We start from the raw sequence: 14,688 nt of genomic DNA, 5'->3' as shown, positions 1-14,688 counted from the left end.
AGAGTCTTGGGTAACTGGCGGATGGAAGTCGACCTCGCTGTCCTACCTAGCCTAGCGCGTTGCCGGCGGCCCAGACCCACGTCCAGCCGACACCGGGGCTCGGGAGCACGGTTGGGGACGTGTGGTCGCCGCGCGGAATCCGGGATCGGATACCGCGGAAGATTCGAAAAATGTCTTGACTGTCCATTTACAGCGATATATCGTTGACCTATCGCGAAGTTTCTTGAAGAACACCCGCAATCCCGGGGCAACGGCGTGAGCGTGTCCGCCGCCCGGGCCACTGGGGGCGTCCCGGCCGTCCAACCGGCCGCGCCAGACAGAGCAAGCATCCAGACAGAGCAAGCAGACAGACAGAGCAAGCCGGGAGGAATCCCCCGGCATACCTCCCCTGTTAGAACGAAAGTACTCATCATGAACAGCAATGAAGCTTTCCCCAACGACAGAAATCCGGCCGGCCGGGAAGGCGAGGAACGGCAATCCTTCGGCGGCCCACCACACGGATGTGGCCAGCACGACCACGGCCCGTCGAACGCCCACGGTTCCCCGCCGGATCCGGCGTCAGAATCGTGCAGCGACCCCTCGGGAGAGTCCGGACGCGGCTGGGGTCCGGGCGGCTGGGGTCCAGGCGACCGGGATCCGGGTGCCCGGGGCCACCGCGGTGGTGGCCGCGGGGGTCCCGGTTTCGGAGGTCCGGGGCTCCCGGGTTTCGGCGCCCCGGGGTTCCCGGGCTTCGGCGGTCCGGGGCTCCCCGGATTCGGCCGGGGATTCGGGCCGGGCGGCCGGGCCCGCAAGGGCAATGTCCGCAGTGCCATCCTGTCCCTACTCAGCCAGGCTAGCTACAACGGTTATGGCCTCATCAAGGCCATCGTCGTCCACACGGATGGCGCTTGGCGTCCCAGCCCCGGATCCATCTATCCGGCCCTCGCGGCGCTGCAGGCCGAGGAGCTCATCAGCCCGGTCGGCGAAGGGCGCCGGACCGAGTTTGAGCTCACGGGGCAAGGCAGGGACTATGTGGCCGGTCATCACGAGGAAATGGCCGCGGTCTGGCAAGAGGTCAGCGAGGAAGCGGGCGTCGGCCAGGAACTGCGTCTGAGTAGCGGCAAACTCATGGGGGCGGTACGGCAGATCGGCGCCGACGGCACCGAGGAGCAGCAGCGGAGCGCCACGGCAGCCCTCGACGTAGCGCGCCGTACCATCTACAAGCTGCTCTCTGACTGACCTGCCCTCAGGCCACTTGTCCACAGGACAAGGCAGCCTCCCGAGCACCAGCTCCCGATCAGCCGTCCCCGAGCCCCGGATCTCCTGCACAGTCCGAATGAACAGCACAAACAACTGCCCGGCAGCCGCGGCCCGAAAGCGGGTCCATCACAGCTGCCGGGCAGTCGCTTAGCCGGGGCTGATTTCGGAGGTCTGGAAGCGGCGGACGGCCGAGCGCAGGGCACGCTCGGCGTCCAGCCCGGCCGCACGCGCGGAGCGGACGACGGCGAACAGCACGTCCCCAAGTTCGTCCTCCGTCCGCGGGCCGGAAGCGGCGAGGCCGGCACCGGCAGGGTCAAGCAACCCCGCGCCAGCCGCGGAGCGCGCGCGGGCGGCGCGGTCCAGCGATTTCTGCGCCAAGGCCAGCGCTGGCAAGGCTCTGGGGATGCCGTGAAACGGGGACTCTGTGCCGGCGCTGACTGATTTCTCCCCAGCCGTGAATTCCCCCGGCTTGGCTTCGCCCGGCTTGGATTCGCCTGCCTTGGATTCCCCAGCCTGATTCTCCCCGGCCTTGATCCGATGCCAGGTGGTTTCGATCGTGGCGATGTCCGTGGGGAAGGTGTCCTGCAGCGATCCGTCCGACTGGAAGACGTGCGGACTACGGCGGATCAATTTATCTGCCAGGGCCTGCGCGACGTCCGCAATATCAAAGCCACCTACTTCCTGCGCCAGCCGGGCGTGCAGCACCACCTGCAGCAGGATGTCGCCGACTTCGCCCTTGATCTCGTCGCCGGATCCGGTCTCGATTGCCTCGACGAGCTCGTATGACTCCTCAATGAGGTACTGCACCAGCGATTCATGCGTCAGCGCCCGCATCCAGGGGCAGTGCGTCCGCAGCTGATCAATGACCTCAATTAGGCGCAGCAGCGCCGTTGCCGGGTCGGCTGGGGGAGGCATGTCAGCGTCCGCCGGTATAGGCCTCAATGAGGTGATCGGCCAGCGCCTCACGGTCCTCCAACGGCAGGAAGGCCGCCTCCGCCGCGTTCAAGGACAGGGCCAGCAGATCATCCAGGTCATAGTCGAAGATGTCCACCAGCAGCTCGAACTCATCGGTAAGCGTGACCCCGCTCATCAGCCGGTTGTCCGTGTTGATGGTCACCCGGAAGCCGGTCTGGTACAGCAGGTCCAGTGGATGGTCCGCGATGCTGCCGCCGAATCCGGCGATGGCCCCCGTCTGCAGGTTCGAGGACGGGCAGATTTCCAGCGCAATACCGCGGTCCCGCACCCAGGCGGCAAGCTCCCCCATGGTCACGACGCCAACCGTGTCCTCATCATCGGCACCGTCATCGGCACCGTCGAAATCCCCGCCGGCCGTGCGGGAGTCCGCGCCGGCTTCCTCGGCGTCCTCCGCCGCGACGTACTCCACCTCGATGTCCTCGGCGATGCGTACGCCATGCCCCAGCCGCTGGGCACGGCCGTGCACCAGCGCGTCCTGGATGCTCTCCAGTCCGGCTGCTTCACCGGCATGCACGGTCGCCGGAAAATTGTGCTCGGCCAGGTAGGTAAAGGCGTCCTTGAAGCGCGAGGGAAGGAAGCCCTCCTCCGCCCCGGCGATGTCAAAGCCCACGGCCCCGGAGTTCCGGTGGCGGACGGCCAGCTCGGCGATTTCCTGGCCGCGGTCCGCGTGCCGCATGGCCGTGATCAGCTGCCCCACCTGGATATGCCGTCCTGATTCCTCCACCGAGGCCACCCCGGCTTCCAGACCTTCCTGCACGGCTTCAACCGTTTCATCCAGAGTCAGGCCGGCCGTCAGGTGCTGCTCGGGTGCCCAGCGCACTTCGCCGTAGACGACGCCGTCGTCCGCCAGATCTTCAACGAACTCCCGGGCAACCCGGATCAGGCCGTCCCGTGTCTGCATTACTGCGATGGTGTGGTCGAAGGTTTCCAGGTAGCGGACCAGCGAACCGGAATCAGCCGACTCGCGGAACCACTCGGCCAAGGCCACCGGGTCCGTGGAGGGCAGCTTATGCCCGGCCGCGGCTGCCAGTTCGATGATGGTGGCGGGGCGGAGACCTCCGTCCAAATGATCGTGCAGGGAAACCTTCGGCAGGCTCTGCAGGTCCAAAGCCTTCTCGGATGCGGTCATGGCGTCTTGCGCGGATTCAGTCACCGTTCAACTCTAACGCCCTGATCCCTGGCGCTGTCGGTTCGCACGCCGTCCGCCGCGGGAGTCCCGGCCGGCAGCGGATCGGCCGACGGCGGCACTCGGGTCGCCGTCGTCGCCCGTTCCGCCTCCGCCCGGTCGGGTTGGTCCGCGGCTGGCTGACTTCCTGCTGACTGACCCGCTGCGGGGCTGGATTTCGCCCGTTTGCCGAGCCATCGGTGGAAGAACTTCATCGCGTTATCAACGATGAAACCCATGAGGATGGCAAACACGATGGCGATGCCCACGCCCAGCAGCGGGTTGTGATGCACCCATCGTCCGGCAAAGCTACCGATGCCCACCGAATATCCGGACCAGGTCAGGGCCGCGGCGAAGTCCAGCCAGAAGAACTTCTTCCAGGGGAAGCGCGTTGCGCCGGCGGTGAAGTTGACGGCAATCCGGCCCACCGGAATATACCGAGCGGTGAAAATCAGGATGGCTCCGCGCTTGTCCAGTTCCTTGCGCGCCCACTCAAACGCCTTCGCCGTCCGCGGCCTGCGCATCCAGCGGAATCGGGTGACGCCGAGCTTGCGCCCCAGGAAATAAGCAATGTTATCTCCCATGATGGCGCCGATGGCGCCGCCGGCCAGCAGCAGCCAGATGTTCGGCTCCCCCAGCCTGGCGGAAATCGCGGCGAGGGCCACAATGGCTGTTTCGCTGGGGAGGAACAGAAAGAAGCCATCGATCAGGCAAAAGAGCATCACCAACGGCACAATCCACCATTGGTTTGCCGAATGCTCAATCAAACGGTTCAGCTCGCCCATGAGGTGGGGTAAGGCATTCAGCAGGTCCACTGGGGACGATTCCTCTCCGGGGGTGGGATACTATAGTTTCCCACGCCACGGGCACCCGCGCCATCAATCCTTCGGCCTACATTTCGCGCCCCTGCTCCACCCTGGGGATGAGCCTTCCGGCCGCATTCCTAGCCGATGCGACCAAGGATGAGCTTGGCCGCCGGCCGCGAGCCTTCCGGAGCGATCAGCACCGCCTCCGCGAGCGCTTCCCGGGCCCGCGCGAACTTCTCTGGAGTGTCCGTCAGCAGCGTCATGAGTGGCTCCCCCGCCCGGACCAGTGCACCGGGTTTGGCGTGCATCCGCACGCCGGCTCCAGCTTGGACAGCGTCCTCTTTGCGCGCACGCCCGGCACCCAGGCGCCAGGCTGCGACGCCGACGGCCAAGGCGTCCAGCCGCAGCAGGACCCCGTCCGCCGGAGCGTAGATCACGTCCGATTCCCTGGCCGCCGGGAGCTGTGCCTGCGGGTCACCGCCCTGGGCCGAAATCATCCTGTTCCAGACGTCCATTGCCCGGCCGTCCTTGAGCGCCGCCGCGGGATCGGCGCCGTGCACGCCGGCGCCGGACAGCATTTCTTCGGCCAGCCGGACGGTCAGTTCGACGACGTCTTCCGGGCCGCCGCCGGCGAGCACCTCGAGGGACTCCTGAACCTCGATCGCGTTCCCGGCGGTCAGCCCCAGTGGCGTGTCCATATTTGTCAGCAGCGCCACGGTACTGACCCCGGCGTCCTGGCCCAGGGCCACCATGGTCTCGGCCAGCTCGCGGGCCATCCCCTCGGTCTTCATAAAGGCCCCCGAACCGACCTTCACATCCAGCACCAGGGAGCCGGTGCCTTCGGCAATTTTCTTGCTCATGATCGAGGAAGCGATCAGCGGTATCGATTCCACCGTGCCGGTGACATCACGGAGCGCGTAGAGCTTCTTATCGGCCGGTGCCAGCCCGGCACCGGCGGCGCAGATCACGGCCCCCACCTCGCTGAGCTGGCGCATCATGTCGTCATTGCTGAGTTCGGCCCGCCAGCCCGGAATGGATTCCAGCTTGTCCAGGGTACCCCCAGTGTGACCGAGCCCCCGGCCGGAGAGCTGCGGGACGGCCACACCGAACACCGCGACCAGCGGCGCCAGCGGAAGCGTGATCTTATCCCCTACGCCCCCGGTGGAGTGCTTGTCGCTGGTGGCCTTGGGTGCTCCGGCCGGACCGCGCAGGCCGGAGAAGTCGAGCCGTTCTCCGGAGGCAATCATGGCCGCGGTCCACGCCGAGATTTCCTCCCGCCCCATGCCATTGAGCAAGATGGCCATGTTCAGCGCGGCCATTTGTTCCTCGGCTATGGTGCCGCGCGTGTAAGCGTCAATGGTCCAGTCGATTTGCCCGCGCGTCAGCGTGCCGCGGTCCCGCTTGGTACGGATAATGTCGACGGCGTCGAAGGTCTCGGTCACGGGGTTTCCTCCAGATGTTGGGGCCCGAACGCATCGGGCAGCACTTCGTCCATTGTTTTGATGCCCCGGGTGGTCATGAGCTGCATTCCGGGCGCGCGGAATTCATACAGCAGCTGCCGGCAGCGACCGCACGGCATCAGTACAGCACCCTGCGAGTCCACACAATAGAAAGCTGCCAGCAGTCCGCCGCCGGACAGCTGGAGATTTCCGATCAGGGTGCATTCGGCGCAGAGTGTGAGGCCATAGCTCGCATTCTCCACATTGCAGCCGCTGATGATCCGGCCATCGTCGGTCAGCCCCGCTGCGCCGACAGGAAACTTCGAATACGGCGCATAAGCGCGCAACATCGCTTCCCTGGCTGCGCCGGCCAGCGCGGCCCAATCGACGGGATCTGCCATCTCCCTAACCCTTCACATAGGGGACGCCGCTGGCGGCCGGCGCGCGCGACTTGCCCACCAGCCCCGCCACGGCCAAGATGGTCAGTGCGTACGGCAGCATCGCCAGGAACTGCCCGTCCACCGGGGTGACCGCCAGCTGCAGGATGCTCTTCAGGTTTCCGGCCACGCCGAACAGCATGGCCGCAAGAAAGGCGCCGATCGGATTCCAGCGCCCGAAGATCAAGGCCGCCAGGGCGATGAACCCGAGGCCGCCGGTCATGTCCTTGCTGAAGCTGCTGACAGCCACCAGCGTGAAGTACGCGCCGCCAACGCCGGCCACCGCTCCGCCGGCGAGCACGTTCAAAAACCGGGTGCGGTTGACATTGATGCCCATGGTGTCCGCCGCCTGCGGGTGCTCTCCCACGGCACGGATGCGCAGCCCCCAGCGAGTGTGGAACAGCGCAAACCAGATCCCCGCCACGAGTACCAGCATCAGGTAGCCCAGGATGGACTGGCGGAAAAACGTCGGCCCGATGATCGGGATTTCGCTCAGTAGCGGGACCGGCAGGTTGGGCAGGTGCGGCGGCTGGTTGTAGATGGTGGCACCGCCCACCTTGATCTTCATGATCTTCTCGAAAAGGAATCCGGTCAGGCCGGCCACCAGCACGTTCAGCACCACCCCAACGATGATCTGGTTGACCAGGTATTTGATGCTGAACGCCGCCAGCATAAACCCCACCAGCACCCCGGCGACGGCAGCCGCGAGCAGTCCGGCGAAGGCATTTCCGGTGATGGAACCGACCAGCGCCGCGGTAAAGGCCCCCGCGAGCAGCTGGCCCTCAATGGCGATGTTGACCACACCGGAACGTTCGCACAGCACTCCCGAGAGCGAGCCGAACACCAACGGGGTGACAATGAGCATGGCCCCGGTGGACAGCCCCACCAACGTGATGTTCTGCGTCTTAGTGCCGCCGATGATCCAGATCAGGAAACCGGCCACGAACAGCACCGTGAAGGAGGATGTCACCGCCCGCGACGTTCTGCCCACCGTCCTGGTCTGCAGATAGGACATCGCCGCCAGGACCACACAGCCCAATGCGGCGATGATGCCGGTAATCTTCGCGGGCAGCACCAGGTCCGGCAGCTGCCAGGCATCCGAGTCCTGCGAGAGCCGGAAGGTTGCCCGGCCATCGGGTCCGAAGACCGCGAAGACGACGGCGGCGAACGCCGCCATGAACCCGAAAGCGATCGGTACTTTCCAGCTCCGGACGGCAAGCTGGTCCCGGACTGTGCTGGTCGCTGTGCTCATACTGCAGCTCCTCGGGTGGCCTGCGCGGAGATGGTCGGCGGCTTGATGGTCGGCGGGTTGATGGTCGGCGACTTGACCCGGAAGATCGCGCGGATCAATGGCGGCGCTGCGATGAACAGCACGATCAGGGACTGGACCACCAGCACAATGTCGATGGAAACGTCCGCGTTGACCGCCATGGAGGTACCGCCGGCTTTGAAAGCGCCGAAGAGCAGCGCGGCAAAAAAGGTGCCCCAAGGGGTCGACCGGCCCAAGAGGGCCACGGTGATGGCGTCGAAACCGATATTGCCTGCCACATCCGCGTCCAGCGACCGCTCCGTGCCGGAGATCTGGGACACGCCGGCCAGTCCGGACAGCCCGCCGGAGATCAGCATGACCACAATGTAGCCGCGGGAGACCACCATCCCTGCTGTCCGGGCGGCATTCGGGTTCGCCCCGATGGCCCTGAACTCGAAGCCCAGGGTCGAGCGGTTCAACAGCCAGGCGATAGCAATCACCGCGAGCACCGCCAGAATGAATCCGGCATTCAGCCGGAAGTTGGGCCCCAGCAGCAGTGGGAAGACCGCAGAGCCCGGCATCGGGGGGCTGACCGGGTTGGAGCTGGCCGGGTCCTTGAGCTGATTCTTCAGCAGGTACAGCACCAGATTGACAGCAATGTAGTTGAGCATAATGGTCACGATCACCTCATGCGCCCCGGTGCGCGCCTTCAATAGACCGGCGATACCACCCCAGATGGCGCCGCCGACAGCCCCGCCGACGATGACGACCAGCAGATGGATGCCCGGCGGGAGCTGCATGCCGAAACCGAGTGCGCCGGCAAAGATGGCGCCCAGGATGATCTGCCCCTGCGCGCCGATGTTGAACAGCCCGGCGCGGAAGGCAATGGTCACCGAGAGCCCTGCCAGGATGAGCGGCGTGGCGAAGGTGAGCGTTTCGAAGATTCCCAGCTGCCCCAGCCAGGTCCGCGCGGTCGGGTCATAGGTGGCGCCGCGGAACAGCGAGCCGTAGGCCTCCGACACGGCGGCCCACATGGCGGCAAAGGTGTCGCCGGGCTGGGCGAAAAAGTACCCGGCTGCGGCGGCGACGCGTGCGTCCGTGACCGCGATCAGGACCGCGCCGATGAGCAGGGCGACGACGACGGCGAGCACCGAGACAAGTCCGCTGCCGGTCATAATTTCGCGGATCAGGTCCTTGCCGCGCTCGTCCTTGCCTGGGCCTGTCCGCGGCAGTTTCATCGGGGCCGCGGCCCCGGTCAGGTCCGCCCCGCCAGGGCTGCCGGCCGGGGCCGCCGAGAGGCTGTCCTCAGGGGCCGGTTCGGTCCGCGGATCAGTCAAGACGGCTCTCCTTTTAATGTCGTGGTGGCGCTGAGCTGGGCCCGGGCTTCGTCCGCCGAGAGCCCGGCCATCATCAGGCCCAACAGATCACGCGATGACTTGCCGGGCACGATGCCCATCAGCCTGCCCGCAAAGAGTACGGCGATGCGGTCCGCGAGCTCAAGCACCTCATCGAGCTCGGTGGATACGATGATCACCGGCGTTCCCTGATCCCTTTCGGCCACAATGCGCTTGTGTAAAAACTCGATCGAGCCCACATCCACCCCGCGGGTGGGCTGGGAGGCGATAAACAGCTTCAGCGGCCGGGACAGCTCGCGCGCCAGCACCACTTTTTGCTGATTTCCGCCCGAGAGCTTATCGGCGGGCGCCTGCGCAGAGGGTGTGCGGACATCAAATTCTTCGATCTTGCGGGCCGCGTGTTCGGCGATCGCCGTCCGGTTCATCATGGAGCCGCGGGAGAACTCCTTCTTGCCGTAGAGATCCAGCACCAGGTTCTCGGCAATGCTGAAGGCGCCGACCAAGCCGTCAATCCTGCGGTCCTCGGGCACGAATCCAACGCCGGCGTCGAGCACCTGCCGGACCGAACGGCCCACCAGTTCATGGCCGTCGAGGGTAATGGAGCCCCTGACGTGCCTGTGCAGGCCGAGCACGGCCTCCGTCAGTTCCGTTTGGCCGTTTCCCTGCACACCGGCGACGGTGAGGATCTCGCCGGTGGCGACGGCGAAGGACACGTCGTCCACCAGCCGCGTTCCGTCGTCGGACATCACCGTGAGATTTCGGATCCGGAAGACCTCCTCCCCCGGCCGCGCCGGGGCCTTGTCCAGGCTCAGGTTGACCGACCGCCCCACCATCATGGAGGCCAGGTCCGTGGTGGAGGCCGACGGGTCCGCAGTGCCGACCACCTTGCCGCGCCGGATCACGGTGATGCGGTCCGAAATCGCCTTGACCTCGCGGAGTTTGTGCGAGATGAAAACGATCGAGGTGCCGCCCGCCGTCAGCTGGCGCATGATGTCCATCAGCTCGTCGGTCTCCTGCGGGGTGAGCACCGCAGTCGGTTCATCCAGAATCAGGATGCGGGCATCACGGACCAGGGCCTTGATGATCTCGACTCGCTGCTGGACCCCGACGGGCAGCTCCTCGATCACGGCGTCCGGATCCACATTGAAACCGAATTTGGCGGAGATCTCCCGGATCTTCTTCCGCGTCTGCTCCAGATCCAGAACGCCCCCAAGGCCAGTGGACTCGCGGCCCAGGGCAACGTTTTCCGCGACGGTGAAGACGGGAACCAGCATGAAGTGCTGATGGACCATGCCGATCCCGGCCGCCATGGCATCACCGGGACCGGAGAACTTGACGGCTTGCCCATCCACCAGGATTTCGCCCGAAGTCGGTTCATAGAGTCCGTAGAGGACATTCATCAGCGTCGACTTGCCGGCACCGTTTTCGCCGAGCAGGCAATGGATCTCGCCGGGTTCCACCACGAGATCGATGCGGTCGTTGGCCACCAACGAGCCAAAGCTCTTGGTGATGCCCTTGAGTTCGAGTTTCAAGGTTGCAACCATTCTTAGGTTTGTGTCGGAGGCCGGCACACTTTTCACGACAAGGACCTGGGATCCGCCCCGCCGCTGCGGCGGGGCGGAACCGCGGACATTTTTCCTGCCTACTTCTTCGGGCTGGCCGGGGACTCGATCTTCAGCGTGCCGGAGATGATGTCCTTCCTGATCGCATCGAGTTCGCTCTTGGTGTCCGCAGTGACACTTGAGTCCAGGTCATGGAACGGAGCCAGCGCGACGCCGTCGTTCTCCAACGTCCCGACATACGGCGTCGGATCGAACTTGCCGTCCTTGTCGTCCTTGACAATGTTCTCCACCGCTTCGCCCATCTTCTTCATGACGGAGGTCAGCAGCACGGCTTTGAAGGCCGGGGCCGTCAGGTAGCCGTCCGAGTCAACCCAGACCAGCTTGGCGTCTTTGCCGGCGGTGTTCGCCGCCAAAATGGCATCGCCGGCGCCCTTGCCCAGCGGGCCTGCCACGGGCATGATGATGTCCGCCCCGTCGTTGAGCAGGTTGTTGGTGGCCTTGGTGCCCTCCTGGACCACGTCGAAGGTGTTCGTGAAGACACCCTGCTGAGTTTTCTTGTCCCAGCCCAGCAGCTGGACGGACTTGCCCTTTTTCTCGTTGTAGTACTTGACGCCGTCGGCGAATCCATCCATGAAGATTGTCACGGTGGGGATGTTGATGCCGCCGAAGGTGCCCACCTTGCCGGTCTTGGTCTGCGCGGCGGAGGCATAGCCGGCCAGGAACGCAGCCTGTGCGGTGTCGTAGACCACCGGCTTGACGTTCGGCAGGTTAATCGAGTTGTCATCAATGATCGCGAAGTGCGCCGAGGCGTCGGACGTGGCCACCTTCTTGGTGGCGTCCGCGAGCAGGAAGCCCACGGTGAAGGTCAGGTTGCAGCCGGCGTTGGCCATCTGGTTCAGGTTCGGCTCGAAGTCCGCCTTCGTGGTGGACTCCGCCTGCTTGATCTTGATGCCGAGGTCCGTTTGCGTCTTCTTCAGGCCCTCGTAGGAGGACTGGTTGAAGGACTGGTCGTCGAATCCGCCGGCGTCGGAGACGATGCAGCCGAGATAGTCGCTGGCCCCCGCCGTGCCACCACCCGACGGCGCCGGTGCAGCGCCGCAGCCGGTGAGCAGGAGCGCGGTTGCACCCAAGGTGATGGTTCCAACGGTGGCGCTGCGTTTCAGGGCACCGGGCAAGGACAGTGCGCTGTGCAGTGGGTGATTCAAAGTTCCTCCAACAGAGATTGAGCGCAGCGAACAGCAGCGGTTCAATGAGTGTCCGTTGGTCACGGTGCGTAACACCGGGACTCAAATTCTGTTGTCACTGATATCTTCGAAGCGCTGCGCTATGGCGCGATGATGATAATACCCTAATGGGTGATTCAGCCCACCTGCACCTTTCGACGCCGCCGATGCCTCATCGTTGGAAAGTCGTTACCTGTCCGCCCTCGCCAAAACGGGGCGGCGCCGCGAAGGAGGGGCGGCCCCGCGAAGGAGGGGCGGCGCAGCTGCGTTGTCGCGGGGACGCCACTCCTTCGAGAATGCCCGAGGATGACCGGTAGAGGAGGTGCGGCCAGCTGTGAGCACTATCTTAGTGACATGGACAAGAACAGGCTTCGGAAAACGCTGGAGGTGCGGTGGCCTCCTGGTGGGCCTGTCGCCTCGATTCAGATGAGTTTATGGTTTCCAGCCGCCGTTTGGGAGCGGGACATGTCTGGTCTGCAAGCCCATTTCTCCACCAGCGGCGGCGCATGTACGTGTAGCCACTTCAGCGCTGCGCGTCTTCACGGATGCTAAATTTGGGACTGCGGCAGCAGTATCCACATCAATTCCGCCTCTGCGCTGTCGCAGAACAGTGCCGGCCCCGATGTGACGGGACATCACTGCCGCTTGGAGCCCCGGGAAACTGTCCTGGTCAGTATCCGCGGCGAGGGGCCGATCTCGGTGACTTCGCTCGAGCGAACCGTCGTCGATTGTGCCAGAATCGGCGGGTTTCAGCGGGCCGTAATCATCGGGGACCATGCCCTGCGCAAAGGTGCGAGCCTGCAAGGGATACAGTCCCTGGTCGCATCAATGCATCAGCTATCGGGCGGATTTCGCGTGGCCGGCGCTCAAACTGATCCTGGAATTTGACGGGAGATCGGAATACTTCGATTTTGCCCCGACTGGCCAGGTTATTTTTGAGGAACGACGGCGCGAAAAGGCATTGATGGAGTTAGGTTGGAGATTCATCCGGATCCAATGGTCCGATCCGGGGCGCCCGGGCGAGCTGCGGACGCGGATTCAAGCAGCGATAGCCCGTGCACGCGAAGGACTGGCCGCATGAAGACGGGGCTCGCTCGCGACAGCGGTGCTGGGCCGCATCGTCTTCGCGGGGGCGCCCCTCTTTGATGGTCGGTCCTCCATCCAGCGGGGCAACCTCGGCCTGTCAGTCCAGCGTCACGACCATTTTCCCGGTGTTGGCACCGCGGAGCAGATCGATGAAGGCCTGCGGCGCGTTTTCCAGGCCGTGCACGAAGGTCTCATCGAAGCGGACCGCACCGTCGCCAAGCCATCGCGCCATTTTCCCGGCGAATTCCTCCGCCAGGTACTGGTAACTGCCCACGATGAACCCCCGCAGTGTCAGCTGCTTGCCGATCGCCAGCGCTAGATTCCGTGGACCACTGACCGGCGCTGTGCTGTTGTACTGCGAGATCGCCCCGCACATGGCAACCCGGCCGAACCGGTTCAACACTGAGATGGCGGCCTCAAGGTGTTCGCCGCCCACATTGTCGAAGTAGACGTCGATTCCGGCCGCATCCGAGGCGCCGGGCGTTGCGGCGCCCGTCCGTTGCAGGGCAGCCTTGAGCTGATCCTTGACCGGTCCGTCGTGGTAGTTGAAGGCCGCGTCGAAGCCCAGCTCCAGCAGCCGTGCCACCTTTTCCGACGAGCCCGCGCTGCCGATCACGCGTGCCGCGCCGAGGTTTTTAGCGATCTGCCCCACCAGGGATCCCACCGCGCCGGCGGCGGCGGAGACAAAGACGGTATCTCCGGGCTTGAAGGCCGCCACCTCGGTCAGGCCGGCATAGGCGGTGAGCCCGGTCATGCCGAGGGCGCCGAGGAACGCCGTCGGCCGCGACAGCGTGCTGTCCACGGTCCGGGCCTCCCCCTCGGCCAACACCGCGTAGTCACGCCAGCCCAGTGCGTGGACAACGACGTCCCCCACTTTGTGTGCGGCGCTGCGCGAGGCAATCACCTCGCCCACCGCGCCGCCGTCGAGCGCCGCATTCAGGGCAAACGGTGGGCTGTAGGACTTTACATCGTTCATGCGGCCCCGCATGTACGGATCCACGCTCATGGCCGTATTGCGGACCAGGATCTGACCGTCCGCCAAAGCGGGAATGTCCGATTCCGTGAGCCGGAAGTTCTCCGGCACGGGCTCCCCCTGCGGACGGGACGCGAGCTGCACCTCGCGGGTGGTGCGGGGAAGTGCTGATTTATCGACGGCGGGAGTGTCGTGGTTGTGCGATTCATTGCTCATGCGGATGCCTCCATTGCGGGTTGGGTAACGGTTCTGATGCTGCTGCAGGCACTCATGGCCGGCGGGGCCAGGATGCTCAGTTCGACGCTGATATTGCCGCGGGTGGCATTGGAGTATGGGCAGATCAGATGGGCCGCCTCGGCCAGTTCCCGGGCGGCGGATGGCTTCAACCGTGGCAAACCGATCTCCATCCGCACGGCGATCCCGTAGGCACCCTCGCCGACTGCGCCGAAATCGACGTTGGCGGTCACCGTGGAACCGGAGACATCCGCCTTGTGGCGACGCGCTGCCAGCCGCAGAGCGGAGTGGAAGCAAGCGGCATAGCCGGCAGCGAACAGCTGTTCCGGATTGGTTCCGTTGCCGTCTCCGCCCAGTCCCACCGGCGCTGCCAGTGTCACCTCAAGCTTGCCGTCGGAGCTGCGGGCCTGGCCGTTGCGTCCATAGCCGGTGGCATGGGCTTGTCCGGTGTAAAGAATTTCCATGGCCGTCCTGGGTGGTGGGGGGGGGTGGTGGTGGTGGTTTTCAGCTTGCCGCAGCGTGCAGGGCAGCGGTCAGCCGGGATAGTGTGCCCCGCAGTTGATCCAGCTCGCCGGGGCCGAGGCCCGCTGCCTCTGCCAGCTGCTGCGGAACCGCAGCTGCCCGCTCGCGCAAGGCGGCGCCGTCGTCCGTCAGGTGCACCTGAACCCGCCGCTCGTCGTCGGCGCTACGCTGACGCCGCACCAGCCCGGCGGCCTCCAGCCGCTTGAGCAGCGGGGACAATGTACCGGAATCCAGTGCGAGCTCCTCCCCCAGCTCGCGCACCGACGCGCCATCCCGCTCCCAGAGCAGGAGCAGCACCAGATACTGCGGATACGTCAGCCCCAGCTCGCTGAGCATTGGCCGGTAGAGCGCAGTGGCAGCCCTGGAGGCGGAGTACAGCGCGAAACAGACCTGCCGCTTGAGAACGTCGCGCCCATCCATGCC

General features: G+C 65.2%; 13 protein-coding genes. 1 reads left to right on the top strand and 12 read right to left on the bottom strand.

What is annotated here, in order from left to right; genetic code table 11:
• The first annotated feature begins 411 nt into the window (after positions 1–411).
• A complete protein-coding gene (locus tag QMG52_RS01055) occupies positions 412–1,218 on the top strand; it encodes a PadR family transcriptional regulator (protein WP_283558572.1) in 807 nt (268 codons plus the stop codon).
• Between the two features lie 168 nt (positions 1,219–1,386).
• On the opposite strand, the gene QMG52_RS01050 is transcribed toward QMG52_RS01055, so the two are convergent.
• The 12 genes from QMG52_RS01050 to QMG52_RS00995 form a co-directional block, all read right to left on the bottom strand.
• On the bottom strand, positions 1,387–2,154 hold the full coding sequence (locus tag QMG52_RS01050; protein WP_283558571.1) for a MazG nucleotide pyrophosphohydrolase domain-containing protein: 768 nt from the start codon (positions 2,152–2,154) through the stop codon (positions 1,387–1,389).
• A gap of 1 nt (position 2,155) precedes the next feature.
• Positions 2,156–3,367, bottom strand: coding sequence for an adenosine deaminase (locus QMG52_RS01045; RefSeq protein ID WP_502920419.1), 1,212 nt, complete (start codon positions 3,365–3,367; stop codon positions 2,156–2,158).
• Entirely contained in the window at positions 3,364–4,194 is an 831-nt protein-coding gene (locus QMG52_RS01040) for a DedA family protein (protein WP_283558570.1), read from the bottom strand. The genes QMG52_RS01045 and QMG52_RS01040 overlap by 4 nt, the downstream gene beginning before the upstream one ends.
• Before the next feature lie 128 nt (positions 4,195–4,322).
• Positions 4,323–5,627, bottom strand: coding sequence for a thymidine phosphorylase (locus QMG52_RS01035; protein WP_283558569.1), 1,305 nt, complete (start codon positions 5,625–5,627; stop codon positions 4,323–4,325).
• A complete protein-coding gene (locus QMG52_RS01030) occupies positions 5,624–6,025 on the bottom strand; it encodes a cytidine deaminase (RefSeq protein WP_283558568.1) in 402 nt (133 codons plus the stop codon). Before QMG52_RS01030 ends, QMG52_RS01035 begins: the two co-directional genes overlap by 4 nt.
• Positions 6,026–6,029: 4 nt before the next feature.
• The gene (locus tag QMG52_RS01025) at positions 6,030–7,313 is read right to left on the bottom strand and encodes an ABC transporter permease (RefSeq protein WP_283558567.1); all 1,284 of its coding nucleotides are present in this window, start codon (positions 7,311–7,313) and stop codon (positions 6,030–6,032) included.
• Positions 7,310–8,647 carry an ABC transporter permease gene (locus tag QMG52_RS01020; protein ID WP_502920418.1) on the bottom strand — a complete coding sequence of 446 codons (1,338 nt, stop codon included), beginning with the start codon at positions 8,645–8,647 and terminating at the stop codon, positions 7,310–7,312. Before QMG52_RS01020 ends, QMG52_RS01025 begins: the two co-directional genes overlap by 4 nt.
• A complete protein-coding gene (locus QMG52_RS01015; RefSeq protein WP_283558566.1) occupies positions 8,644–10,197 on the bottom strand; it encodes an ABC transporter ATP-binding protein in 1,554 nt (517 codons plus the stop codon). The genes QMG52_RS01020 and QMG52_RS01015 overlap by 4 nt, the downstream gene beginning before the upstream one ends.
• 110 nt (positions 10,198–10,307) lie before the next feature.
• Positions 10,308–11,432: a BMP family lipoprotein gene (locus QMG52_RS01010; protein ID WP_502920417.1), complete on the bottom strand. Its 1,125-nt coding sequence runs from the start codon at positions 11,430–11,432 to the stop codon at positions 10,308–10,310.
• Between the two features lie 1,201 nt (positions 11,433–12,633).
• Positions 12,634–13,725 carry an NADP-dependent oxidoreductase gene (locus tag QMG52_RS01005; RefSeq protein ID WP_283558565.1) on the bottom strand — a complete coding sequence of 364 codons (1,092 nt, stop codon included), beginning with the start codon at positions 13,723–13,725 and terminating at the stop codon, positions 12,634–12,636.
• Entirely contained in the window at positions 13,722–14,207 is a 486-nt protein-coding gene (locus QMG52_RS01000; protein WP_283558564.1) for an organic hydroperoxide resistance protein, read from the bottom strand. The genes QMG52_RS01005 and QMG52_RS01000 overlap by 4 nt, the downstream gene beginning before the upstream one ends.
• 40 nt (positions 14,208–14,247) lie before the next feature.
• Positions 14,248–14,685, bottom strand: coding sequence for a MarR family winged helix-turn-helix transcriptional regulator (locus QMG52_RS00995; RefSeq protein WP_283558563.1), 438 nt, complete (start codon positions 14,683–14,685; stop codon positions 14,248–14,250).
• Positions 14,686–14,688 lie beyond the last annotated feature (3 nt).

It is taken from the genome of Paenarthrobacter sp. PH39-S1, assembly GCF_030063245.1.
In the GTDB taxonomy this organism is placed as follows: Bacteria; Actinomycetota; Actinomycetes; order Actinomycetales; family Micrococcaceae; genus Arthrobacter_M.
Note: the sequence above shows the minus strand (reverse complement) of the source record. Positions and strands in the feature narration are given on the sequence as shown.